The organism is Nonomuraea sp. ATR24 (genome assembly GCF_041950485.1).
Lineage (GTDB): Bacteria > Actinomycetota > Actinomycetes > Streptosporangiales > Streptosporangiaceae > Nonomuraea > Nonomuraea ceibae.
In genome coordinates this window covers 87,214-111,268 of record NZ_JBGNUU010000029.1, presented here as the reverse complement: position 1 = coordinate 111,268, position 24,055 = coordinate 87,214, and the positions used below count along the sequence as shown (strand labels likewise).

24 protein-coding genes are annotated in these 24,055 nt (G+C 74.7%); 7 read left to right on the top strand and 17 right to left on the bottom strand.

The features are described from left to right. Together ACBI99_RS41690 and ACBI99_RS41685 are read left to right on the top strand one after the other, a co-directional pair. Positions 1-548: hypothetical protein (locus ACBI99_RS41690; protein ID WP_375074988.1), on the top strand; the 548-nt coding region annotated here is incomplete at its 5' end. Positions 549-590: 42 nt separating this feature from the next. Continuing rightward, positions 591-1,172 (top strand): DUF4291 domain-containing protein, encoded by a 582-nt coding sequence (locus tag ACBI99_RS41685; RefSeq protein ID WP_375074987.1) that lies wholly within the window; start codon positions 591-593, stop codon positions 1,170-1,172. Between the two features lie 45 nt (positions 1,173-1,217). Here ACBI99_RS41685 and ACBI99_RS41680 read toward each other — a convergent pair whose 3' ends face one another. From ACBI99_RS41680 to ACBI99_RS41655, 6 genes are all read right to left on the bottom strand, one after another. Then, positions 1,218-2,042 carry an MBL fold metallo-hydrolase gene (locus ACBI99_RS41680; protein ID WP_357588385.1) on the bottom strand — a complete coding sequence of 275 codons (825 nt, stop codon included), beginning with the start codon at positions 2,040-2,042 and terminating at the stop codon, positions 1,218-1,220. Between the two features lie 21 nt (positions 2,043-2,063). After that, positions 2,064-2,258: a hypothetical protein gene (locus ACBI99_RS41675; RefSeq protein WP_219519873.1), complete on the bottom strand. Its 195-nt coding sequence runs from the start codon at positions 2,256-2,258 to the stop codon at positions 2,064-2,066. A gap of 114 nt (positions 2,259-2,372) precedes the next feature. Further along, positions 2,373-2,762: a hypothetical protein gene (locus ACBI99_RS41670; protein WP_219519876.1), complete on the bottom strand. Its 390-nt coding sequence runs from the start codon at positions 2,760-2,762 to the stop codon at positions 2,373-2,375. A 144-nt stretch (positions 2,763-2,906) separates the two neighbouring features. Beyond that, the gene (locus tag ACBI99_RS41665; RefSeq protein WP_219519879.1) at positions 2,907-3,539 is read right to left on the bottom strand and encodes a dihydrofolate reductase family protein; all 633 of its coding nucleotides are present in this window, start codon (positions 3,537-3,539) and stop codon (positions 2,907-2,909) included. A 103-nt stretch (positions 3,540-3,642) separates the two neighbouring features. Further along, complete coding sequence (locus tag ACBI99_RS41660) at positions 3,643-4,263, bottom strand: TetR/AcrR family transcriptional regulator (protein ID WP_375074986.1); 621 nt, start codon at positions 4,261-4,263, stop codon at positions 3,643-3,645. Then, on the bottom strand, positions 4,260-5,162 hold the full coding sequence (locus ACBI99_RS41655; protein ID WP_375074985.1) for a class I SAM-dependent methyltransferase: 903 nt from the start codon (positions 5,160-5,162) through the stop codon (positions 4,260-4,262). The genes ACBI99_RS41660 and ACBI99_RS41655 overlap by 4 nt, the downstream gene beginning before the upstream one ends. A 68-nt stretch (positions 5,163-5,230) precedes the next feature. Here ACBI99_RS41655 and ACBI99_RS41650 point away from each other — a divergent pair, with 68 nt between their 5' ends. Further along, a complete protein-coding gene (locus ACBI99_RS41650; RefSeq protein WP_375074984.1) occupies positions 5,231-6,322 on the top strand; it encodes an FAD-dependent oxidoreductase in 1,092 nt (363 codons plus the stop codon). 146 nt (positions 6,323-6,468) lie between these two features. Continuing rightward, positions 6,469-8,109 carry a protein kinase gene (locus ACBI99_RS41645; RefSeq protein ID WP_375074983.1) on the top strand — a complete coding sequence of 547 codons (1,641 nt, stop codon included), beginning with the start codon at positions 6,469-6,471 and terminating at the stop codon, positions 8,107-8,109. A gap of 37 nt (positions 8,110-8,146) precedes the next feature. Here ACBI99_RS41645 and ACBI99_RS41640 read toward each other — a convergent pair whose 3' ends face one another. The 3 genes from ACBI99_RS41640 to ACBI99_RS41630 all read right to left on the bottom strand — a co-directional run bounded on the left by ACBI99_RS41640 (position 8,147) and on the right by ACBI99_RS41630 (position 12,532). Next, the gene (locus ACBI99_RS41640) at positions 8,147-9,886 is read right to left on the bottom strand and encodes an ABC transporter ATP-binding protein (RefSeq protein WP_375074982.1); all 1,740 of its coding nucleotides are present in this window, start codon (positions 9,884-9,886) and stop codon (positions 8,147-8,149) included. Then, complete coding sequence (locus ACBI99_RS41635; RefSeq protein WP_375074981.1) at positions 9,883-11,634, bottom strand: ABC transporter ATP-binding protein; 1,752 nt, start codon at positions 11,632-11,634, stop codon at positions 9,883-9,885. Before ACBI99_RS41635 ends, ACBI99_RS41640 begins: the two co-directional genes overlap by 4 nt. 73 nt (positions 11,635-11,707) lie before the next feature. Then, on the bottom strand, positions 11,708-12,532 hold the full coding sequence (locus ACBI99_RS41630; RefSeq protein ID WP_364179548.1) for a helix-turn-helix domain-containing protein: 825 nt from the start codon (positions 12,530-12,532) through the stop codon (positions 11,708-11,710). Between the two features lie 216 nt (positions 12,533-12,748). Here ACBI99_RS41630 and ACBI99_RS41625 point away from each other — a divergent pair, with 216 nt between their 5' ends. Continuing rightward, on the top strand, positions 12,749-13,747 hold the full coding sequence (locus ACBI99_RS41625) for a hypothetical protein (RefSeq protein ID WP_308126205.1): 999 nt from the start codon (positions 12,749-12,751) through the stop codon (positions 13,745-13,747). 372 nt (positions 13,748-14,119) lie between these two features. Here ACBI99_RS41625 and ACBI99_RS41620 read toward each other — a convergent pair whose 3' ends face one another. Both ACBI99_RS41620 and ACBI99_RS41615 read right to left on the bottom strand, forming a co-directional pair. Further along, complete coding sequence (locus ACBI99_RS41620; RefSeq protein WP_219518025.1) at positions 14,120-14,701, bottom strand: hypothetical protein; 582 nt, start codon at positions 14,699-14,701, stop codon at positions 14,120-14,122. Positions 14,702-15,175: 474 nt separating this feature from the next. Next, complete coding sequence (locus ACBI99_RS41615) at positions 15,176-15,766, bottom strand: hypothetical protein (RefSeq protein ID WP_357588375.1); 591 nt, start codon at positions 15,764-15,766, stop codon at positions 15,176-15,178. Between the two features lie 154 nt (positions 15,767-15,920). Between ACBI99_RS41615 and ACBI99_RS41610 the strand changes: the two genes are divergently transcribed. Then, entirely contained in the window at positions 15,921-16,868 is a 948-nt protein-coding gene (locus tag ACBI99_RS41610) for a DUF1731 domain-containing protein (RefSeq protein WP_219518027.1), read from the top strand. Positions 16,869-16,900: 32 nt separating this feature from the next. Here the strand turns inward: ACBI99_RS41610 and ACBI99_RS41605 are convergent, their stop codons facing one another. From ACBI99_RS41605 to ACBI99_RS41595, 3 genes are all read right to left on the bottom strand, one after another. Next, positions 16,901-17,815 (bottom strand): pirin family protein, encoded by a 915-nt coding sequence (locus ACBI99_RS41605; RefSeq protein ID WP_375074980.1) that lies wholly within the window; start codon positions 17,813-17,815, stop codon positions 16,901-16,903. A gap of 34 nt (positions 17,816-17,849) precedes the next feature. Next, the gene (locus ACBI99_RS41600; protein WP_357588371.1) at positions 17,850-18,971 is read right to left on the bottom strand and encodes an MBL fold metallo-hydrolase; all 1,122 of its coding nucleotides are present in this window, start codon (positions 18,969-18,971) and stop codon (positions 17,850-17,852) included. Positions 18,972-19,058: 87 nt separating this feature from the next. Beyond that, complete coding sequence (locus ACBI99_RS41595; RefSeq protein ID WP_375074979.1) at positions 19,059-19,847, bottom strand: SDR family NAD(P)-dependent oxidoreductase; 789 nt, start codon at positions 19,845-19,847, stop codon at positions 19,059-19,061. Positions 19,848-19,957: 110 nt separating this feature from the next. Here ACBI99_RS41595 and ACBI99_RS41590 point away from each other — a divergent pair, with 110 nt between their 5' ends. Next, entirely contained in the window at positions 19,958-20,536 is a 579-nt protein-coding gene (locus ACBI99_RS41590; protein ID WP_219518031.1) for a TetR/AcrR family transcriptional regulator, read from the top strand. A 14-nt stretch (positions 20,537-20,550) separates the two neighbouring features. On the opposite strand, the gene ACBI99_RS41585 is transcribed toward ACBI99_RS41590, so the two are convergent. From ACBI99_RS41585 to ACBI99_RS41575, 3 genes are read right to left on the bottom strand one after another with little or no spacing between them, the layout of a single operon-like run. Then, entirely contained in the window at positions 20,551-21,981 is a 1,431-nt protein-coding gene (locus tag ACBI99_RS41585; protein WP_375074978.1) for a carboxylesterase/lipase family protein, read from the bottom strand. 60 nt (positions 21,982-22,041) lie between these two features. Continuing rightward, entirely contained in the window at positions 22,042-22,716 is a 675-nt protein-coding gene (locus tag ACBI99_RS41580; protein WP_375074977.1) for a DUF3152 domain-containing protein, read from the bottom strand. 55 nt (positions 22,717-22,771) lie between these two features. Beyond that, a complete protein-coding gene (locus ACBI99_RS41575) occupies positions 22,772-24,043 on the bottom strand; it encodes an NAD(P)/FAD-dependent oxidoreductase (protein WP_375074976.1) in 1,272 nt (423 codons plus the stop codon). Positions 24,044-24,055: the final 12 nt, after the last annotated feature.

Below are 24,055 nucleotides of genomic sequence, written 5' to 3'. Positions count from 1 at the left end.
GAGGAGGCGCGCGGCGCGGGTCCCCGCCCGGCGAGCTGCCCGTGGACGTGGACCGGCTGGTCAAGGCGCCACGCAAGGCGGCCCGCACTCCGCCGCGCACGGTGCCGCGCGCGGCGCCCTCCCGGCAGGGGGACGTGCCCGGCGTCACCATCCGCAGCACGCCGCGCACCCGCAAGGCCACGCCCAGGCCGCGTGTCTCCGTGCCGGGCGTCTCGGTCTACGACGACGCGGTCTGCGTGGACGTGCCCGGCTCCAGCGTGCACGTGGGCGCGTGCCGCTCGCCGCGCGCCCGCGCCACCGCCCGCCCCCGGGCCACCCTGCGGGTCCCGGCCCCCGCCGCCACCCGCGCGGCCGCCGCCCCGTCGCCCACCGCGACCCCCACGCCCACGCCGACCCCGACGCCCAGCGCGTCGGAGCTGCGGGCCAGGGCGGCGCGCCCGGCGCCCCCGCCCCGGCGCGAGAACCCCCTCGGCACCGTGCTCCTCATGGTCGTGCTCACCACCGTGATCGCCTCGACCACCGCCGTGGCGTTCGGGGCCATCCGGTAATCCCGTTGCCGCCGGCCGCCCCGGTTCGCCACGCTGATCGGCATGAACGTCCCCTACCGGCAGATCCGCGCCGCCCACACCGAGGAGTCCGTCACCGTCTACCAGGCCTACGACCCGGCCGTCGCCGCTCCCGCCATCACGGCCCAGCGGTTCGTCCCGCCGTTCAAGCGGGAGCGGATGACCTGGATCAAGCCGTCGTTCCTGTGGATGATGTACCGCTGCGGCTGGGCCGCCAAGCCCGGCCAGACCCGCGTGCTGGCGATCGAGGTGGCCCGCGACGGCCTCGCCTGGGCGCTCGCGCACTCCTGCCTGAGCCATGACGACGGGCGCGGCGACTGGCCGGAGCGGCTGCGGCGCAGCCCCGTGCGCGTCCAGTGGGACCCGGAACGCGACCCGCACCACAACGCGCTGCCGTACCGCTCGATCCAGATCGGGCTGTCCGGCGAGGCCGTCGCCCGCTACGCCGACGAGTGGACGCTGTCGATCACCGACATCACCGCCCGGGTCCACGACCTGCGCGCGGCCCTGCGTGCCGGCCAGGACATCTCCGCCCGGCTGCCCGCCGAGCGCCCGTACCCGCTCCCCGCCGACCTGGCCGGCAGGATCGGCGCCACGCCCGCCTGACGGGCCTACTCGCCGGCCCTGCTCGTCGGCCCTGCTCGCCGGGTGCTATTCGCCGGGGTGCTGGCGGGCGCGCCGCCCCGACAGCTCCAGCGTCTGCCCCCGCCGCAGGTAGGCGACCCGGTCGCCGAGCCCGGCCTGCTCGACGTGGTCGCGGAAGTCCGACAGCGGCGACTTGAAGACCGTGTAGTCGTCGAAGTGCACCGGCACCACCGTGTCCGGATCCATGAGGTCCACCCAGCTCGCGCCCTGCTCCCCGTCCATCGTCACCGTCATCAGCCCGAGCAGCCTGGTGCCGCCCAGGTGCACGACGCCCACGTCGATGTCGGGGAACCGGATCGGGATCGACTCCAGCCGCCGGTCCATCAGCGTGTCGCCGCTGATGTGCATGCGCAGGTCCATCAGCCCGTCCCGGTCGCAGAACTCCAGCACGCTGCCCATGACCGGCGGCAGCAGCGACTGCGCGGGCCCCGGCGCGTGCCGTCCCGGCGTGGCGGTGATCGTCAGCGTCCCCCCGGCGCCGCGCAGCTCGTACTGCCCCCAGGTGTCCAGCCCGGTCGCCTGCCGGAACCCGCGCCGCCGCAGCCGGCGCGCGGCCTGGCCGGTGGTGACGATCGGCGTGTCGCGGTCGAGGCCGCGCCGGGCGACCCGGTCGAAGTGGTCGCCGTGCAGGTGCGACAGCACCACGGCGTCCAGCGTCGGCAGGTCCTCGATCTCCAGCGCCGGGTCCGTCCTGCGCCGCGACGCGAGCCCGTACCCGAGGTAGGCCGCCTGCCCCCGGTGCAGGAAGTTCGGATCGGTGAGCAGCGTGAACCCGTTGTACCGGATGAGCATGGTGGCGTTCCCGATGAACGTCAGCCCGTTGTCGCGCATGGCGGTCCTCCCAGGAGCCGGTCAGGCCGGATGCGGCGGCCGCTGCTCGGGAGGCACGCCGCCGCCCTTGCCGCCGCCCTTCTTGCCCTTGTCCGTCCCGTGCGGCTGGGCGGTTCCCCGGGTGCCGCGCCGCTTCTCGGGGATGGCCTGCGCGGAGCTGTCGTCCGTGGCGCCCTTTCCGGACCTGCGGAGCTCCTGCTGCTGTGGCTTCGTCATGGTTTAGCCCCCTTTCATGCCTTTCGTCCCCCTGCCACGGGAGGCATGGAGCAAACCACGCGCGGACGCCGGACAGGCGCCCCCGGCTGCCCGCCCGGCGTCCGCGCTTCACGCTCAGAGCGTGAAGCAGGTCCGGCCCTTCGCCCGCCAGCCCGCGCCGACCTTCTCCCAGCCCTGCGCGCAGATCCGCATGCCGGGCGCGTAGTCGTCGACGCCGCTCCAGATCGCCGCCTGCGGCGGCCGGGAGTCACCCCGCTGGATCGTCGCCCTGCCCTCGCGGTGCAGGTCGATGTGGCCCTCCCAGGCCCCGGTGCGGCCGTCGTGGTACGCCTCGGCGTACGTGACGCGGGTGCCCTCGTTGACGACCTTCAGGCACACCCCGGGGACGTCGCTCCGGTTGCTGCAGGACTGGTGGTCGGCGTGGGCCGACGGAGCCAGGGCGACCACGCCGCAGGCGAGCACCGCCGCCGCGAAGAGACCCTTGACCGTGCGGATGTCGTTCATCGCTGTTCCTCATCCCTGTCGGGGAGCGGCGCCTGTCGCCGCTGCCGAGAACCAGCGAACCCGCAGGTCAGGGCTGTCCAACAGAGGCCCGGACGGACTCGTCCGCAATCGGGCCACTCCCGGCCGCCCCCGGACGGCCGCCTCTCAGCCCTCGCGGCCGGGCGCGCTCATGTCGCCCGTCGCGGGTGTGCCCTCGGCCAGCCCGTAACGCAGCAGGACCGTGCCCTTCGGGCTCGCCGCCGGCGGTTCGAGCAGCGTGAGGTTCGTCGGCACCGCGCCGCCGTCGAACACCTTCTTCCCGCTGCCGAGCACGATCGGGTGCACCCACAGGTCGAGCCGGTCGAACAGCTTCTCCCGCAGCAGCGTCTGCACCAAATTGAGGCTGCCGACCACCTTGACGTGCTCGTGCCGCTCCCGGATCTCCCGCACCGCCCCGGCCAGGTCCGGCCCGAGCTGAGTCGAACCGGCCCACGACAGGTCCGGACGGCCGCGCGAGGCCACGTACTTGGGGACGCGGTTGAACAGCACCGCGAACTCGTGGTCCTCGCCGCCCTCCTGGTGCGGCCAGAAGGCGGCGAAGATGTCGTACGTCCGCCGCCCGAGCAGCAGCGCGTCGGTCCCCTCGTACGCGGCGGCGACCTGCGCCCCGGCCACCTCGTCCAGCAGGGGCGCCTGCCAGCCGCCGAACGAGAACCCCAGCGGGTCCTCCTCGGGGCCGCCGGGCGCCTGCCCGACGAGGTCGAGGGTCGTGAACAGCTCGATGTGGATGAGGCCCATGACGTGTTCTCCCGGTGGGTCGGCCGTCCTGTCGTGAGATGGACCCGCGGGCGCGGCCGAAATCATCGCCGGACACGCCCCGGCACTCCTCGCTCACGATAGGTCACGGACCGTGCGGCCCGATGCCGTGGAGGCAGGTGGCGACGAGCCGGGCGGCGAAGCCGGGCGGGACGTCGACGGCGGCCGCCGGGGCGCCGGCGAACAGGTGGGGGAGGACCAGCTCGTGGCAGGCGCCGACGATCATGGTGGCGGCGGCGTCCGGGTCCGCCGACGGGGAGAGGCGGCCCAGGGCCAGCTCCTCGCGCAGGTAGCCGGCCAGCGTCTCCTTGAGGTCCGGGCCGCCGCCGAGGGCGGCGAACCGGGTCAGGATGCCCGGCTGGGCCGGCAGGCCGGCGAACGCGGGGAGGATCGCCCGGTGGAACTCCACGCCGTAGGACACGTACGCGAGCAGGTTGGCCTCCAGGTCGCCCGTCCCGGGCTCCGGCAGCGGGGGGAGGGCGCGGGCGACCGTGCGGACGTGCGCGTGCAGGGCCTGGGCGAGCAGTTCGTCCTTGTCGGCGAAGTGGTTGTACAGGACGCCGTCGGCCACCCCGGCCTCGCGGGCGACGGCCCGTACGGTGAGCCCGGCCGCGCCCTGGCGGGCGATCAGGCGTCCGGCGGCGGCGACCAGGTGCTCGGGCAGCGTCACGTCCCCGCCCACCGCCCCCGCCTTGCGCGGGCTCACGGGCGGCCGCCCGCGGGACGGGTGGCGGTGTCCAGGGTGGCGGTGTCCAGGGTCGCGGTGTCCTGGGTGGCGGTGATCAGGGTGGCGGTGACGCGCAGCCGTACGGCGCCGTCGCGTTCGAAGGGGCGCAGCGCGGGCTCCAGGGCGGCGAGGGCGCGGCGGGCGGAGCCGGCGTCGGAGTGCCGGAGGTGGTGGCGGAGCGGGCCGCCTGCGGCCAGGAAGTCGGCGGCGTCACGCGCGTCGCGGCCCAGCACCTGCTCGGCCTCGACCGCCTCGGCCCGGACGCCGGTGAAGCCGGCGGCGGTGAACACCTCGGCGGCGCGGCCGGGGTCGGCGAGCGAGAGCGGCGAGGTGCCGTCGGGCGACGGCGGCGCCTCCGGCAGGTGGGCGGCCACGGCGGCGAGCACCGTGCCGAGGTCGCCCGGGTCGCGCAGGCCCAGGAACGCCACCCGCCCGCCGGGCCGCAGCGCCCGTCCGATGTTGGCGAACGCGGCCACCGGATCGGCGAAGAACATGATCCCGAACCGGCTCGTCGCCACGTCGTACGCGCCCGGCTCGATCGGGTGGACCTGCGCGTCGCCCCGCTCGAACGCGACGTTGCCGAGCCCCTCGGCGGCGGCCAGCCTGCGGGCGGTCTCCAGCATGGGGGCCGACAGGTCGACGCCGGTGACGTGGCGGGCGCGGCGCGCGGCCAGGCGGCTGATCTGGCCGGTGCCGCAGCCGACGTCGAGCACCCGGTCGCCGTCGGCGACGTGGCGGAGCAGGTGGTCGTTGAAGCCGCTGTTGACGGCGTCGTAGCGGTCGGGGTGGCCGGCCCAGTGGGCGCCCTCGTAGCCATTCCACGCCTCGGACTGGTGCTCGTTGACGATCATCGCGCCTCCCTGTGAACGTGCGTTCATGAACGATCGTTCATAACGTGCGGGGTTGTCAAGGAAGACGGCGGGCGCCCGCGTGGTTGGGACAGGACATGGAGGAGATCGACGTCGTGGTCATCGGCGCCGGGCAGGCGGGCCTGTCCAGCGCGTACTTCCTGCGCAGGTTCGGCTTCGAGCCGCTGGTGCTCGACGCGGCCGACGGTCCTGGCGGCGCGTGGCGGCACCGGTCGCCGACGCTGACCATGGACAAGGTGCACGGCATCTTCGACCTGCCGGGCGTGCGCCGCGAGCCCGACGTCGACGGCGCGCGGCCCGCCGCCGAGGTGGTGCCCGCCTACTACGCCGGCTACGAGGCGAGCGCCGGGCTGCGCGTGCTGCGGCCGGTCCGGGTGACCGCCGTGCTGCCGGGCGACCGGCTCACCGTCGTGTCCGGCGCGGGGGAGTGGGCGGCCCGGGCGGTGGTCAACGCCACCGGCACCTGGACGCGCCCGTACTGGCCCTACTACCCGGGCGCCCGCGCGTTCGGCGGCCGGCAGCTCCACTACGCCTCCTACCGGGGGCCGGCGGAGTTCGCCGGGCGGCGCGTCGTCGTGGTCGGCGGCGGGCACTCGGCGGCGCACGTGCTGTCGGAGCTGGCCGGGGTGGCCGCGAGCACGCTGTGGGTCACCCGCAGCGAGCCCGACTTCCGCGACGGCGAGTTCGGCGAGCAGGCCCGCCGGGAGGCCGTCGCGCTGGTCGAGGAGCGGGTGCGGGCCGGGCTGCCGCCGCGCAGCGTCGTCAGCGTCACCGGGCTCGGCCACACCGCCGTCGTCCGCGACGCGCTGGCCAAGGGCGTGCTGGAGCGGGTGTCGATGTTCGAGCGGATCACCGCCGGCGGGGTCGCCTGGGCCGGCGGGCGGCACCACGAGGCGGACGTGATCGTGTGGGCGACCGGGTTCCGCTCGGCGCTCGACCACCTCGCCCCGCTGCGGCTGCGCGAGCCCGGCGGCGGGGTCAAGGTCGACGGCACCCGGGCGGTGCGCGAGCCCCGGCTGCAGCTCGTCGGCTACGGCCCCTCGGCGAGCACCATCGGCGCGAACCGGGCCGGCCGCACCGCCGCCGCCGAGGTGCGCCGGCTGCTGTCGGGGGCGTCCGAAAACCGGCCCGGACTGATCGGCGGGTCAGCCGGCGTGCCCGCTGCCTGAGCGTTCGCCGGACCGCATCGGCGAGGGGAAAAATACCGACTCAGCGGTTCATGGTTACAAATTCGGAACCTCTCGACACAGGCTGTGACGATAGGCTAGCGTCCCCCGCAGAAGGATCTTTCCCCCTCGAACGCGGAGGTTCCGTCATGGAAGTTCCCGGCTACACCGAGATCCGGGAACTCGGGCGCGGCGGCACCGGGCACGTGACGCTGGCCGTGCGCGACTCCGACGGGACGGCCGTCGCCGTCAAGCACCTGTCGGACCGGTTACGCGAGGACCCCGTCTTCGCCGCGCGCTTCCGCGCCGAGGCGCGGGTGATCGCCGAGCTCGACAGCCCGCACATCGCCCGCCTGCTCGACTACGTGGAGGACGAGGCCGGCGCCGCCATCGTGATGGAGCTCGTCGACGGCGTCCCGCTGCGCCGCCTGCTCGGGCAGGAGGGCGGCACCGGCCCGGAGGCCGCGCTCGCCGTGCTCAAGGGCGCGCTGCTCGGCCTGGCCGAGGCGCACCGCCACGGCATCGTGCACCGCGACTTCAAGCCCGAGAACGTCATCGTCACCGACGACGGCGGCAGCAAGCTGGTCGACTTCGGCGTGGCCGCCCGCGCCGGCGAGGCGGGCCCGCCGGCCGGCACCCCGCCCTACATGGCGCCCGAGCGGTGGGACGACGCCCCGGCCGGCCCGCGCTCCGACGTGTACGCGGCCGCGGCGGTGTTCTACGAGTGCCTCACCGGCCGCCGCCCGTTCACCGGCGACAACGTCGCCGCCCTCGCCCACCAGCACCGGCACGCCGTCCCCGACCTGGGCGCGGTCGACGAGCCGGTCCGCGGCCTGGTCCTGTACGGGCTGGCCAAGGACCCGGCCGAGCGGCCCGGCTCGGCCGAGACGTTCCTGGCCGAGCTGGAACGCGTCGCGTCGGCCGCCTACGGCTCGCGGTGGGAGGCGCGGGGCCGCTCCCGGCTGGGCGCGCTCACCGTGCCGTTCCTCACCCTGCGCACCCCGCAGCCGCCCCCCGGCGCGGGCGCCCTCCCGTTCCCCGCCGGGCTCGCGCCCGCCTCCCGCCTCGCCGTGACCGGCGGGCTCGTGCTGGCGACCGCGGTGGCGGTGGTCTCCGTCTTCCTCATCTGGAACGAGACACCCGGCCCCCGGTACGCGTCCCCGCCCGCCACGTCGCAGCCCGCGCCCGTACCCGGCACGGGCAGCCCGGAGCCCACGGCTTCCGGCTGGATGACGCCCCCGGTGCGCTTCACCGCCCCGCCCGGCACGCCACCGGCCCGCGACCCTGCCCGCGACCCTGCCCGCGCGGCGACGTTCGGCCCCACGGTCCCGCCCGCCCGCACGCCCGATGCGCACCGCCCCACCCGCGACGCCGGCCCCGGCGACCCGGCGCCCACCGACGCGCACACCGACGCGCCCACCAAGGCCCCCGCCACGGCCCCCGCTCCGACCGGCACGGCGGGCCCCGCCGAGCCCGACGAGCACGAGCGGCCCGAGCCCGAGCCCGGGCCCGGCACCGAGCGTCCGGACCCGCCCGCCACCAGCGCCCCGCCGCCCCCTCCCAGCACCCGGCCGCCCGCCAAGAGCAAGGAGCCGCTGGTCTCGGTGTCGGTCAAGGTGTCGGTGGACGTGCCCGTCCTCGGCGGTAAGGGCGACGGGCTGCTCGACGCCGACGTCGGCCTGGGGCTCGGCACCAGCCTGTTCGGCGTCGTCCTCGTCCCCGGCTCGGTGCTCCTCGGCCGGCATCTCGCCGTCCGCAGAACCCGCCGGAACAGGCCCCCGGGCGCCTGACGACCCCCTCGGGCAGGGACGCCGGGAGCTGCGGCGGTCAGGACGGGGCGGCGGTGAGCCGCCAGCCCCGCCCGCCGCGCTGCGCCTGCCAGAGCCTGCTGTAGGGCCCGCCGGCGGCCACGAGGGAGTCGTGCGTCCCGGTCTCGGTCACGCGCCCGTCCTCGACGACGGCGATCTGGTCGGCCTCGACGACGTTGCCCAGCCGGTGCGCGACGAGCAGCACCGTGCTGTGCCGGGCCAGCTCGCGGACCGAACGCCGCAGGAAGCGCTCGTTCTCGGCGTCGAGCGCGGCCGTGGCCTCGTCCAGCAGCACGATCGGGGCCCGCTTGAGCAGCGCCCGCGCGATCGAGACGCGCTGGCGCTCGCCGCCGGACAGCGACACGCCGCCCTCGCCGACCCGGGTACGCCAGCCGTCCGGGAGCCGGGCGACGATCTCGTCCACGCCCGCGAGCCGGGCCGCCTCGGCCAGCTCCTCGCCGGTGGCCTCCGGCCGGCCGAGCCGGATGTTGGCCTCCAGCGTGTCGTCGAACAGGTAGACGTCCTGGAAGACGAGGGCGAGCTGCCCAATCAGGTCCTCGGTGCGCAGCTCGCGCACGTCGGCGCCGCCGACGCGGACCGTGCCCTGCCCGGCGTCCCAGAACCGGCTGATGAGCCGGATGACGGTCGTCTTGCCGGACCCGGACGGCCCGACCAGCGCGGTCACCGAGCCGGCCGGCACGGTGAGCGAGAAGTCGCGCAGCACCGGCGTCCCCGGCCGGTAGCCGAACGTGACGCGGTCGAGCTCGATCCGCCCGGGCCGCGGCAGCGGCGCCGAGACGGCCGGCTCCGGCACGGCAGGCTCGCGCAGCACGTCGGTGAGGCGGCGCAGGTCGTTCCCGGCGATCCGGATCGCGCCCGCGTACTCGACGGCGTCGGCGAGCGGGCCGGCGAAGCGGAACGCGAGCGCGATGAGCGCGACCGCGGCGGCGGGCGTGACGGCCCCGTCGAGGGCGAGCCACACGCACACCAGCAGCAGCGCCGTCACGGCGAGCTGCACCGCGAGCCCGCCCACGGTCAGCCCCGCCACGCCCTGGGCCAGGGTGCGGCGGCGGGTGCGCCGCTGCTCCTCGATCGCCTCCTCCAGCGGACGGTAGCCGTGCGCGCCGCGGCCGAAGGCGCGCAGCACCCGCTGGTCCCTGCCGAACTCGATGACCCGGGTGGCCGCCTCGACGTCGGCGGCGTGGTTGCGCGCCTCCCCGCGCGACAGGCTCGCGGCGGCGAAGCGGAACGCCAGCGCCAGGACCGGGACGGACAGCGCGGCGGCGAGCCCGAGCCGCCAGTCGTACCAGAACAGGGCGACGGTCACGGCGGCGGGCGAGGCGACGGCGACGACCAGGGGCGCCAGCAGGTGCGCGAAGATCCCGGTGATCATCATGGTGCCGTCGGTGGCCACGCGGGTCAGCCGCCCGGTGCGCCCGGCGTCGAACCAGCCGAGCGGCAGGCTCACCAGGTGGTCGCCGAGCCGCCGGTGCATGGCCGACATGGTGTGCAGCGCGGCGGCCGACCCCCGTACGGTCTGCGCGTACCGGACGGCGGCGGCCACGGCGGTGACGGCCGCGAGCGTCAGCAGGTGCGGGCCGAGCGCGTCGCGGTCGCCGGCGGCGAGGTCCTCGACCACCGGCACGAGCAGCGCCGCGGCGACGCCGCTGAGCAGGCCGTAGACGACGGTCCAGGCCAGGTAGCCGGTCAGGATGCGGGCCCGGTCCGGGCCGAGCAGCAGCCTCAGATCGGCGATCATGCCGCGACCTCCTCGTGTGCCGCCCACATGCGGCTGTAGGGCCCGCCCGAGGCGAGCAGTTCGGCGTGGGTGCCCGTCTCGGCGACGCGGCCCCGGTCCAGGACGACGATCCGGCCGGCGCCGGCGACGGTGGCGAGCCGGTGCGCGATCACCAGCACCGTCCGGCCCCCGGCCAGGCGGGACAGCGCGTCCTGGATCGCCGCCTCCGACTCCGGGTCGGCGAACGCGGTGGCCTCGTCGAGCACCAGCACGGGCGTGTCGGCCAGCAGCGCGCGGGCGATGCCGACCCGCTGCGCCTCACCGCCGGACAGGTGGGCGTCGTGGCCGGCGACGGAGTCGTAGCCGCGGGGGAGCGCGAGGATCCGGTCGTGGATCCGCGCCGCCCGGCAGGCGTCGTGGATCTCGGCGTCCGTCGCCTCGGGCCGGCCGAGCGCGACGTTGTCGCGGATCGAGCCGCCCAGCAGCCGCACGTCCTGCAGCACGAAGCCGATGTGACGGTAGAGCTCGGCCGGGTCGATCTCCCGTACGTCCACGCCGCCGACGCGGACCGCGCCGCCGGTGACGTCGTGGAAACGGGGCAGCAGCGTGGCCAGCGTGGACTTCCCGGAGCCCGACGGGCCGACGAGCGCCGTGACCGTGCCCGGCTCGCAGGTGAAGCTCACCCCGTCCAGGACGTCGTGCTCGTCGTAGGCGAACCGCACGTCGTCGTACTCGACCCGGTGGCCGGCCGGACGGCGCGGCGACGCGGGCGCCGGCAGCGGAGCGACCTCCAGCAGCCGCTGGATGCGCAGCGCGGCGGCCGCGGCGGAGCGGCGGCTCAGCGAGGCGAAGCCGAGCGGCTCGATCGCGATCGGGATCACGAAGGCCAGCAGCACGCAGGCCAGCGCCTCGCCCGGGGTCACCCAGCCCGCGCCGGTGAACCAGGCGCTCCCGGCGACGGCGACCAGGCCGACCACCGGCGCGGACACCGCGAGCCCCGCCAGCGCCTCGATCCGGTCCATCGGCCGGACCCAGGCGGCGAAGAACTCCGTGTACTCCTCGGCGGCCCGCCGGTAGGCGGCGTGCGCCCGGCCGGCCCGGCCGAACGCCTTGACCACCGCGATGCCCGAGACGAACTCGACCACGGCGGAGCCCAGCTTCGCGTTGCTCTCGTCGATCCGGCGCATGACGTCGTTGGAACCGCGTTCCATGTACGCGTACGCGCCGGCGAACAGCGGCACCGTCGCCACCGCGAGCAGGGCCAGCCGCCAGTCCAGGACCAGCAGGTAGGCGAGGGCGCCGAGCGGCGTGACGATCGCGGCGGTGGTCTCGACCGCCTGGTGGGCGACGAGCTGGTGCAGCGCGTCGACGTCGCTCATCGCGGTCTTGCGCAGCGTCCCGGAGGAGTTGCGGGAGAACCAGCCGAGCGGCACCCGGCCGAGGTGGGCGATCATCCGGCGGCGCAGGACCGCCTGCAGCCGCACGTCGGCCACGTGCGTGATCGTCAGCGCCGCGCTCATGAACGCGCCCCGCAGCAGCAGCCCGAGGACGATCAGCGCCACCACCAGGACCACCCGGTCCCGGTCCGGCGGCGTGGCCAGCAGCGCGCCCGCCAGCTCGGCCAGCCCCGCGTACGGGGCCAGCCCGGCCAGCGCGCCCAGCCCGGCGAGCACGCACGCCAGCCGGACGCGCCCGGCGACGGGACGGCGCAGCTCCCGCAGCGCCCGCACGGCCTCCCGGTGCTCGGCGTCGTCGGCCTGCCCGCTCATGACGCCGCCCGCGGGTGCTCTCGCATGTGTTCGTGAGGGTGTTCGTGAACCATGTCCACGACCCTGGCGTGGCCTACCCGGCGGCGTCTTGAACGAATGTTCCCCCAGGCGCCGCCTGATCCCCGGCCCAGGCGCGATAAAGCGACGCGGGCGTGTACCCGGCCAGCTCGCGCAGGTCGCGGGTGAGGTGGGGCTGATCGGCGTAGCCGTACCGGGCGGCGACCTCGGCGGGCGCGGTCCCCGCCATGATCGCGTCGATCGCGGGGGACAGCCGCACGATCATCGCCGCCCGCTTGGGCGTCACCCCGATCTGGGCCTTGAACCGCGACCACAGCCGCTTGCGGCTCCACCCCGTCTCGGCCGCCAGATCGCTCGTGCGGCGCCGCCCGCCGCTGGCCACCAGCCCGTGCCAGACGAAGGCCACCTCCGGGTCGACGGACCGGCCCGCGTGCATCCGCCCGGCGAGCGCCGCGCGCAGCTCGGCGAACCGCTCCTCCCACCGCCCCGCGCCCGCGAGCGCCCCGCGGAGCCGCCGCGCCTCGGCGCCCCACAGGTCCTCGAACCCGGCGACGGTGCCGGCCAGCTCGGCGACCGCCCCGTCCAGCACGGAGTACGCGGCCAGCGGGGACAGGTGGACGTCCACGCAGGCCACGTCCCGGCCGTGGACCCGTACCGAGTTGACCCCCACCCCGCTGACGATCCCGGCCGTCACCGGGCCGGACCGCTCGATCCGCAGCTCCCCGTCGAGCACCAGCACGATCGTCAGCCCCGGCTGCGGCAGCACCGGCATGTCCAGGCCCCGCCCGGCGCGGTCGCGGTAGCCGACGAGCTCCACGCCGCCGGGACCGGGCCCCCGGACGACCTCCCAGCCGCCGCCCTGCTCAGCGCGCACGACCACGGCGGGGACCGGATGATCTAGCAGGACGATTTCCGTACATACCCCGACAGTATCTTCGGGCACCCGTTATCGAGCAGGCGGCCTCGACCCCTGCCGAATCCGTCAATTGCCGGGCACGCAGGAGGATCCCCTACTATCTTGCCTCGATAGAGGGCACCCCCGGCCTGATTTACGTCCTGACCGGATTCCGCCCTGCGGATCGGGCAAAGGAGAAGCGTGGCGGTTGCGTCCCCCGCCGGACGGCGGCGCGGCTCGCTCGGTTCCCGTACGGCGGTCCTCGCCGTCGTGGCGGCCCTGCTCATCGTCCCCGGCACCGCGGGCGCCGACCCGAAGCCGACGGTCAAGAGCCTGGAGAAGGAGCTCGCCGCGCTGCGCAAGGACTCCGACCGGATGATCGAGGACTACTACCACGGCCGCCGCGAGCTGCAACGGGTGGAGAAGGCCGAGAAGGCCGCCCGCGAGAAGCTGGAGGCCGCCCAGGAGATCCTCGACCGCGAGTCCACCTACCTGCGGACGATGGCCGTCGCCGAGTTCATGAGCGGCAGGCGCAACGAGCTCACGATGGTCGCCGAGGAGGAGGACCCGGCCGACCTGCTGAACCGGCTGGCGCTGCGCGACCACCTGATCGCCCAGCAGCAGGCCAGGCTGAGCGGCTACACCCAGGTGCGCGACCGGCACCTGAACGCCCAGAAGGAGGCCGAGGCCCGCGCCGAGGAACTGTCGGCCACCGTCGGCGACCTCGCCGGGAAGCGGGAGAAGGCCGAGAAGCAGATCGAGCGCATCCGGGACAAGATCGACCAGCTCCACAAGGCGCCCGGCCGCCGCGGCGACGGCACCTGGCTCCCGCAGCTCCCCGGCGGGCCGGACAACATCACCCCCCGGATGCGGCTGGTCAAGACGCTCATCGCCAAGCGCTTCGTGGTGCCGTTCGGGATCGGCTGCTACCGGGCGATCCAGGACGGCGGCGAGCACCCGCTGGGCCGGGCCTGCGACTTCATGCTCAGCCGGGGCGGCGCCATGCCCTCGGCCGCCGAGATCCAGCGCGGCCACGACATCTCCGCCTGGGCGATCAAGAACGCCAAGCGGCTCGGCATCATGTACATCATCTACCGCCAGCGCATCTGGCACGTCCGCACCGGGGCGTGGCGCTACATGTCCGACCGGGGCGGCGCCACCGCCAACCACTACGACCACCCGCACATCTCGGTCTACTGACGCACAGGGCCGCCCTACCAGGCGAATCTTCCCCTATGTAGGGGCTTGTCCCGGTTCCTCGGCCCACCGGACCGAGAGCGCACCACCTGTTGTCTTCCGCGTGGGCCGGTCCTCGGCCATGACGCCCGGAAGACACCTGCGAGGGGCGCGGGTTCGCAGGCCCCGCACGCACAGGTCGCGGCAGGAGTGACACGAGGTGGCGCACGATGCTCATGGCGCAAGCAGGCTCGCCGAACGCGTGAGCGCCCGCGTGGAGCGCGCTTACGACTTCGCCGACCTGGTTGCGGAGCGGACGCGCCTCGCCGGGGCGGAACTGCCGGTTTCCGTCGGTGCGCGCCGAGGGCGTCGAGCCGTGCCGGCTCGTGCCGACGTTCAGTAGGGATTCGTGCAGGCGATGGACATGTCGTCGAAGCGCACCCATGTCTTGACGCCGTTGCTGTTACCGAAGATCACCTGTAGGTAGATGGTGCCCGAGTAGCCTTGCAGGTTCAATCCGGACATGGATATCTGCTTGTAGCCTCCGCCCGTTACCCAGGGATAGGTTTCGGCGATGATATGCCATCCGTTCGGATTCCAGACCTGTAGGCCGACGAACGCGCCAGAATACAGAACGTTGACCCATACTCCTACCGCGCAGTTGTATCGATCGACGAAGCCGCCGTCGAGGGTTATCGGAATACGATTTGCGGCCCAGCCATTGCCGACGTAGAGCCAGCCGTTATTCACCCCCGAACGCGCTACGGGCTGGTTGATGTCATAGCCGGCGATCCCGTCGCCGTCGCCCCCGCCTTGCCATCTGGTCTGCGGAACGCCCTCCAGGTCGTCGGTGCGCGACGTGATGCCGGCTAGTGCCCCGGTAGCGGTCGACACCACGGTCCCAGTCGAAATGACCATGATGGCGACCAGTGGGGCCAGCACCCTGAATAACTTCGATCTACGGCCGAGTGCTTTCATGGGCCCTCCGCAGCCTATGTAGGTGAGGGGATCGTCCACATCATCAGCGAGGCTGGGCTATTTGGCTAGAAGTTCTTTGCCCGCGTTTCATCACGGTGCTGGACAAGATCCGGGTGGCCCGGTGTGCCAGGGGTCGTCGTGCGCCCAGATCCGCAGCAGGCCGCAGCGGCCGGGCACCGTGGCCAGCGGCCGACGGCGCATGGGCGACCTCCTGGCCCGCACGGCAGGCGCCTTGCCTGTGGTGCTTGCGGGCGTCGGGGGAGTCCTGCTCTCCCAGCGCCCGGCGGCGCGGGCCGTCCGTACGCTCACCCGGCGCCCCGGCGATGAGCTGGTCGCGGCCGTCCGGCAGGGGTCCGATCGCGACCGGCCGAGCCGTCGACCGTCTCGGCCGGCCGTCCGGCAGGACCGGCACCCCGGATGTCCCGATCCCCTGGGTCCGGAGGTGCTCGAACGATTCAGCCGTTCATAAGAGAGTTACGCGTCACCTGAGCGGTTCAGTCCGGGCCGGGTTTCGTGCGCCGGGAGCTTGCTCGCGAAAGTGCTGAGCTGCCACTCGTAGGTTCCGGGCGCCCCCGCCCCCCGCATGCCGATCTCGCGCTTGACCACTCGATAGAATTCTCCGCGCGCCCGGCTGGTCGCCTGGACGGCGAGATCCCAGGTGAGATCCGCCTCCTGCCCGTCGGCGATCAATTCCAGCCGGAAAACAGCTTCGTGCCACTTTCTTCCGGCGACGATGGCCTCGTCGCTCCCGAACAGAAGCACGGCCTCCCAGCTTATGGTTCGTTCTTCTTCCGCCGCCGCCAGATCCGACTTCGAGTATTCCGGGGCGAGAAAGTTCAGTTCCGCGCCCACGCCTCGCTGGGATGCCAGCTTCATGCAGATGGAAATGGTTTTCTTGACGGCGTGCGCGTACTCCATGTACGCGATCACGCGCCGCTCGTCCCAGCGCGTGGCGAGCTGTCGTTTCCACCTCGTGCGTTCTGTGAGTGCGGTGACGCCGTAGGTTCCGATCGCGCCCAGCAGAACGCCGATGAGTGCGGGGAGTTGTGCCAGGACGTTCTGCAACGCGCACGACCTTTCTCGGCGGGCGGTTCACGCGCCGGGAAGATCAATATACTGCCGGGCGCCGGCCCGGGGGAGAGGTCCTGTTCGCCGGGGCGCCCGGTGCCCCGGGAAGGAGAGCGTCTAGGCTCAGTCCCGGCATCTAGGGGGGAGCCTGATGAAGGTTGTCATACCCGGCGGCACCGGGCAGGTGGGTGCGATCCTCAGGCGGGCGCTGACCGGCGCGGGCCACGACGTCGTGGTCCTGACCCGGCGGCCGGCGCGCGAGGGCGAGGTTCATTGGGACGGTGAGACGCCGGGGCCGTGGACGGCCGAGATCGACGGCAGCGACCTCGTGGTCAACCTGGCCGGCCGGAGCGTCAACTGCCGCTACACGCCCGAAACGCTGAGCGCCATGATGCGGTCGCGGGTGCGCTCCACCCGGGTGGTGGGCGAGGCGATCGCCGCCGCCGCGCGGCCGCCCCGGGTTTGGCTGCAGATGAGCACCGCCACCGTCTACGCCCACCGCTTCGACGCGGCCAACGACGAGGCGACCGGCGTGATCGGCGGCGGCGAGCCCGGCGTCCCGCGCTACTGGGCCTACAGCGTGGAGATCGCCAAGGCGTGGGAGCGGGAGCAGGAGCGGGCCAGTACGCCGGGCACCCGCAAGGTCGCCCTGCGCACCGCCATGGTGATGAGCCCCGACCGCGGCGGCGTGTTCGACGTCCTGCTGCGGATGGCGCGGCTCGGCCTCGGCGGAGCGATCGCGGGCGGCGCCCAGTACGTGTCGTGGATCCACGAGCGCGACTTCGCCCGCGCCGTCGAGTTCCTGGCCGGGTGCGACGACCTGACCGGGCCGGTGAACCTCGCCGCCCCCGACCCGCTGCCGCAGCGCGCGTTCATGCGGGAGCTGCGCCGGGCGAAGGGCGTCCCGGTGGGGCTGCCCGCGACGCGGTGGATGGCCGAGCTCGGCGCGCTCGCGATGCGTTCGGACACCGAGCTGCTGCTGAAGAGCCGCCGGGTCGTCCCCGGGCGGCTGCTCGACGCCGGTTTCACGTTCGACTTCGGCCAGTGGCCGCAGGCCGCCCGCGACCTCGTCCGCCGCTCACGCACCGGCGCCCGCTAGCGCGCGACCGGACGCCCCCACCTCGGCCGAGGTCATTCGCGGACCCGGCCGCGGGGGCGGAGCCGGGTGCCGGGCAGGGCGGGGGCGGGCAGCGGCGGGCCGTCGAAGCCCTCGACGACGCCGAACCCGTCGCCCGACGCCCACTCCTCGCGGAAGGCCACGATCTCGTCGTGGTCTCGGCCGACGAAGTTCCACCACATGACGATCTCCTCGCCGAACGGCTCGCCGCCGATCAGCAGCACCCGCCCGCGCCCGCTCAGCCGTACGCGGTCACGTCCCGGCGGCAGGTAGCGCAGCGGGCCCGCGCGCAGCGGCTCGACCTCGCCGTCGAGCAGCAGCAGCCCGTGCTCGAACGCCGGATCCAGCGGCAGCTCGGCCGTCCCGTCGACCGCCGCCTGCGCGCCCACGAGCGGGCTGAAGACCGTGGCGGGGGAGACGGCCCCGCCCAGCGCCCCCATGAACACGGTCGCCGAGAAGCCGTCGCCCGTCAGCTCCGGCAGCGCGGCGTGGTGCTCGAAGGCGGGCGCCGTGCGCCGGTCGGTCCCGGGCAGCGCCACCCAGAGCTGCACCCCGTGCAGCGTCTCGTGCGGCGACTCCTCCGAGTGCGAGATGCCGCACCCGGCCGTCATCAGGTTGAGCTGCCCGGGCCGTACCTCGCGCAGGCTGCCGAGGCTGTCGCGGTGCAGCACCCGGCCCGCCAGCAGCCAGCTCACCGTCTGCAGGCCGGTGTGCGGGTGCGGCGGCACCCGCATCCGCGTCACCTCGGGACCGTAGGCGTCGGCGAAGCACCAGGCGCCGATGAGCCGCCGCCGCACGCCGGGCAGCGTGCGGCTCACCGCCATCGCCCGCGGCCCGCCCAGCGGCACGGACCGCCCCTCCAGCAGCTCCTCGCCCCCGCCGTCGGCGGCGCAGCGGATCTCGCGCGGGTCCGTCTCAAGGTTGCTCATCCTGAGACTGTACGGCTGCCGGCCGCACCGCTGCTCAGCCGAGCGTCTCCCACCACCCGTCGACGGCCGGGGCGGCGGCGGTGTCGACGGCCTCGCCGGGACGGGGCACCACGATCCGCACGTCACGCGCCTTGGCCTCGCGCCACAGCCGGTCCACCGGCTCCGACCAGGGGTGCAGCGCCAGCGTGAACGTCGCCCAGTGCACCGGCAGCATCAGCCGCCCGCCCAGGTCGAGGTGGGCGTTGACCGCCTCCTCCGGGTTCATGTGCACGTCGGGCCAGGCGGGGCTGTAGGCGCCGATCGGCATGAGCGTCAGGTCGAACGGCCCGTGCGCCGCCCCGATGCCCTTGTAGCCCTCGAAGTAGCCGGAGTCGCCCGCGTAGAAGACCCGCTTGGCGGCCCCGGCCACGACCCAGGAGCCCCACAGCGTGTCGTTGCGGGAGAACGTCCGGCCGGAGAAGTGGCGGGCCGCCGTCGCGACGAACCGCAGCCCGCCGACCACGGCCTCCTCGTCCCAGTCGAGCTCGACGATCCGGTACGCGGGCACGCCCCAGCGCTCCAGGTGGGCGCCGATGCCGAGCGGCACCAGGAACGGCGCCTTCTGCGTGCGGATCAGCGTGCGCACGGTCGCCAGGTCGAGGTGGTCGTAGTGGTCGTGGGAGATGACCACGGCGTCGACCTGGGGGAGAGCGCCGAGCCCCACGGGCGGCTCGTGGTGGCGCTTGGGGCCGACGAGCCGCGTCGGCGACGGCCGCCTGCTCCACACCGGGTCGAACAGCACCCGCCGCCCCTCGATCTCGACCAGCGTGGACGCATGGCCGTACCAGACGGCCCGGACGCCGTCGGCGGGCGGCGCGTCGGCGGGCGGGATGCGCACCGGGATCCGGCCGGGCGGCCGGCGCAGCTCCTTGTCCTTGGCCAGCTCGCCGAGCAGCCCCACCGGCGGCGTGGTGATCATCGCGGTGCCCTCGGGCATGGTGTTGACGAACGCGCCGTCCCTGAACTGCGGTGAGCGCCGGATCCGCGCCGCCCGTTCCGGGCCGGACGTCAGCGGGCGCACGCCCAGCTCGGCGGGCACGTCCCGGAGCGCCCATCCCGCGGCGGCGAGCGCCGCGCCCCCCACCAGGATGCGTCGTGCCGTCCGAAAACCTGCCATCGCTCACTCTCCCCTGAATTCCGGTACACCAGCTCAACTGATCGCGGGGCCGCCGGTGTTCCCGGGGACGGGCGCCGTTTCGCGGCGTCAGACGGTCTTCGTCGCGCCGCCGTCGACGACGTAGTCGGCGCCGCTGACGCTCGCGGCGAGCGGCGAGGCCAGGTACGCCACCAGCGAGGCGACCTCGTCGGGCGTGACGAACCTGCCGGTCGTCATGCCCATCGTGCCGGGCAGCCCGGCCAGCAGCTGTTCGTGCGGCAGGCCGAACGCGCCCGCCAGCGCCGCGCCGTAGCCGTCGGGCGCCTCCCACATGGCGGTCAGCACCGGGCCGGGTGAGACGGTGTTGACCCGCACCCCCTGCGGCCCGAACTCCTCGGCCAGCGCCTTGCTCCAGGCGGTGAGCGCGGCCTTGGCGGTCGTGTAGGGGACGGGGCCGGCGTGCGGCATGCGGGCGCCGTTGGAGGAGACGTTCACGACGGCGCCGCTCCCGCGCAGCAGGCTGGGCAGCGCGGCCCGGGTGGCGCGCACGGCGCTGAGGAAGTTGAGGTCGTGGGTGAGCCGCCACTGCTCCTCGGTGAAGCCGAGGAAGCCGCCGGTCTGGCCGTCGCCGCCGTCGCCGCCGCCCACGTTGTTGACCAGCAGGTCGATCTCGCCCAGCTCGGCCAGCGCCCGCTCGACCAGCTCGCCGGGCCCGGCGGGGGTGGACAGGTCCACGCTGACGCCGGTCGCGCCGGTGGCGATCAGCTCGGGCGTGATCGTCCTGGCTCCGGCCACGACGCGCATGCCCTCCTCGCGCAGCGTGCGGACGATGGCCAGCCCGATGCCCCGGCCGGCTCCGGTGACGACGGCGGTCTTCCCGGTGAGTCGCAGGTCCATGATGAAGCCCTTCGTTAGTTGCGACAAGCTCGATGCGTAGACCATAGAAGATGCAACATCAATGATGCAACTCTGCGACAAAGCGGTACGGTGCTGTATCCTCGTGACGTGTGAGCCAGGGAACCCGGGCCCGCCGGTCAGACGCCGAGCGGACCGTACGCACGATCCTGGAGGCCGCCGAGCGCGTCCTCAGCCGCAACCCGTCGGCCAGCATGGAGCAGATCGCCGAGGCGGCCGGCGTCGCCCGCACCACCGTGCACCGGCGCTTCGCCTCCCGCGAGGCGCTGGTCGAGGCCATGACCGAGTGGGCCACCCGGCGCTTCGCCGAGGCCGTTGCCGCGGCCGGCCCGCAGACCACGCCGCCCCTGGTCGCCCTCTACCAGGCCACCGCCAACGTGCTCCGGGTGAAGATCGACTGGGGCTTCGCCATGAGCCGCGCCGCCACGGCCGGGCCCGAGGTCGCCCGCGTCCACGCCGAGGTGGAGGAGAGCTGCGCCGAGCTGTTCCGCCGGGCGCAGGCGGCCGGGGTGCTGCGCGACGACGTGGACCTCGACTGGGCCAGGCGCGTCTACTACGCGCTCATCCACGAGGCCGCGCAGAGCCCCGGTGAGCCCGACGCCCTGGCCACCCGCCTGGTCGACACCCTGCTCAGGGGCGTCGGCGCGGAGCGGCTCAGCGACGCGGGCTGATCACCGCCGGGCGTTCAGCCGATCACCCGCACGCCCGTCTTCGACCACAGCGCCCGCGAGGCCGCCTCCGGGTCGGCCACGTCCGACGGCTTCACGTCGAACAGGTGGGTGACCGCCGTCGCCGGGTCGTAGGCGGGCCAGCCCGGGTCGCCGGTGGCCGCGAACCGGGTCCAGGCCGTGCGGAACTGCTCCGACATCGCCTCCGTGTCCGGCGAGCCGCCCGCCTGCATGAGCGCCAGCTCGCCCCGCGTCGTGCCGAACACCAGCGGCACGTCCAGCCCGTGACACGCGCCGAGCACCGGGGTGGGCGCCCAGGTCAGCTCATAGGCGTACGTGGTCCCGTGATGGGCGTCGGCCAGCAGCGCGCTCGGCATCCTGAACAGCCAGTCCGACATCAGCCGCACGTACAGGTCGCCGTCCGAGGCTCCCGGCAGCGCCGCCCGGTAGGCGGCGTCCGCGCCGTCGGGGGCCAGCGCCTCCAGCGCCGCCGCCAGGTTAGGCGGCCCGCTCGCCATCGCGTGGAAGACGGTGAACTCGTCGCGGTTGTACCCGACGATCAGCTCCACGTCCGCGCCCGCCCCGGCCGCCAGCGCGTTCCACGGCGTGTCCGGCAGCACCTCGCCGTCGACCACCGGCGCCACCGGCATCCCCATGTGAGTCAGCAGCCCCCACCGATCGCGCGCGCCCGGCAGCTCCTCCCGGGCGAACGCCGCCGACGCCGCCACCAGCCCCTCCGGCGTCGTCTCGTACGGGGACCCGCCGCCCAGCCGGGCCATCACCGCGCCGGTCACCCGCGAGGCCAGCTCGGAGGTCAGGAACGGCCCCGGCACGCTCTGCGCGATCGCCCGCCGGAACAGCCCGGCCGCCGACGGCATCACCATGAGCGCCGCCACCGAACCCGCCCCCGCCGACTCGCCGAAGACCGTGACGTTGTCCGGGTCGCCGCCGAACGCCGCCACGTTCTCCCGCACCCAGCGCAGCGCCGCCACCTGGTCCAGCAGCCCCCGGTTGGCCGGAGCGCCCTCGATCTGGGCGAATCCCTCCATGCCGACCCGGTAGTTCAGCGTCACCACGACCACCCCGTGCCGGGCCAGCCGCGCGCCGTCGTACTCGGGCCAGTCGGCCGACCCCATCCAGTACGCGCCTCCGTACAGCCACACCATGACCGGCAGCCCGGAGCCGCCGGGATCGGGCGTCCACACGTTCACCGTGAGGATGTCCAGCCCGGCGGCCGGATCCCACGGCTCCTGGCCGGGCATGATCGCCGGCTGTGGCGGGCGCGGCCCGAACGCGGTCGCCTCCAGCGTGCCCTCCCACGGGTCCGCAGGCTCCGGCGCGGCGAACCTGAGCGGCCCGAACGGGATCTTCGCGTACGGGATGCCCTTGAAGACGGCGATGCCGTCGTCCTCCAGGCCGCTGACCTTCCCTGTCGTGATCGTCGGCATGACGTGAGCCCTTCTCGTCGTCGTGTTGCGATCACCAGTCTTCTCCGCTATGGGGCCGGTCTACCTTTCGGGGTGCGGCCACGGGTTCGGGCGGCAGCGGCCCAGCGACTTCGTCTGCTGCGCCATCACCGGGGCGAGCCTGCCGGGGCCGGGGCAGGGCCGGTGGCGGTGACCCAGCGCGTGGCCGACCTCGTGGCTGATCAGATAGCGGCGGTAGGCGGCCAGGTCGCCGCCGTACTGGGGGACGCCCCGCGCCCAGCGCAGCGCGTTGATGACCGAGCGGGTGCCGTTCCAGCAGGACAGGTGGCCGCCGGTCCGCAGCGGGCGGCACCTGCGGTCGGTCGTCGCCGGGCTCGACAGCGCCACCCGCACCCGCACCGGCGGGCGGGACACGCGCCGGAACCGCGTCCAGCCGCGCGGGTCGTTCAGCGTGCGGTGCACCTGCGCCGCGAAGGCCCGGCCGTCGAACGGCAGCCCGCGCTCCACCTCCACCAGGTAGCGCACCGCCCGGCCCGGCCCGCGCCGGGCCGCCGCGCTCCCGCCGACGACCTCGTACTGCCCGGACGCCGCCCTCGGCACCACGACCTCCCGGGCCTCCCCGCCTTCCCCGGACTCCCCGGTCTCCGGGCCGGGCGCCGTCGCGGCCACGCCCGCCACCGGCTGGCCCGCGGGCGTGACCGCCTTGCCGCAGCCCGCCGTCAGCAGCACCAGGACCAGGACCAGGAACGGGCGCATCGCCGCCTCCCCCTACTCGCGCACGGTGGGGGAACGACGATCATACGCCCGGCCCTCACACCGGCGGGGCGTACGGGGTGAGGTCGATCGGCGGCTCCTCGCCCAGCGCCAGCGCGGCGGCGATCCGGCCCGCGAACGGCCCCGCCGTCAGCCCGTACGCGCTCAGGCCCGTCGCCACCACCACCCGGTCGGTGAGCCGCCCGATGAGCGGCCGGCCGGGCGCGTACACCGGCCGAAGCCCCACCCTCGCCTCCGTCACCGTCGCCCCGAACAGGCCCGGCGCGATCCGCAGCCCCGCCTGCAGCACCTCGTCCAGCCCGCCCATCGTCACGCGCGGCGCGAACCCGACGTCCTCCACCGTCGCCCCCACCACCAGCCGCGACCCCGGGAAGCCCAGCAGGTACGGCCCGCTGCGCGGCAGCACGATCGGCCACCACGCGGTGTCGACGCCGTCGAGCGTGGCGTGCACGATCTGGCCCCGCCTCGGGAACACGGGCAGCTCCACGCCGAGCGGCCGGCACGCCTCCCCGGCCCACGCCCCGGCGGCCACGATCACCGCGTCCGCCTCCAGAGCCTCCCCGGCCTCGCCGCCGGGCCCGCCCTCGACCTCGCGCCCCACCCCGAAGGCGGGCCCGGCGGACGGCGCTCCTTCGCCCGGCGCTCCTTCGGCCGGCGCGCCTTCCGGTGCGCCCGGGGCGGGGTCGCCCTGGCGCCAGGTGCCCGCGGGGGGCGGGGGAGCGGCGTGGCGGGCGTGGACGCGGGCGCGGGCGTCGGCGGCGCGGGTCTCGCGGACGAGGACCTGCCCCGACGGGGTGAGCACCGCCGTGCCGGGACGCACCTCGGCCCCCCGGGCGACGGCGGCGTGCAGGAGCGCGTCGCGGACGGCCCGGCCGTCGACCCGGGCGGCGCCCGCGACGTGCAGCGCCACCAGGTCCTCGGCCAGCGGCGGGAAGAGCGCCGACGGCGCCGGCACGTCGGTGACCTCGCCCATCTCCGGCGCCTCGGCCCGCCGCCGCTCCAGCAGGGCGCGCACCGGCTCCAGGTCGGCGGGCTCCTCGGCGACGAGCAGCGCGCCCACGCGGGCGTAGCCGAAGTCCTCGCCCAGCTCCTCCACGAGCCCCGGGTAGTGGCGGGCGCCCTCGCGGGTGAGCCGGTACCAGTCCTCGTCGTCCCAGTGGTCCACCCACGGGCAGACGATGCCCGCCCCCGCCTGCGTGGCCTCGCCCGGGTAGGCGCCGTCGACCACGGTCACGGACACGCCGCGCCCGCTCAGGTGGTGGGCGGCGGCCGCGCCGACGATGCCGCTCCCGATCACTGCAACACGCATGCTCCAATGATC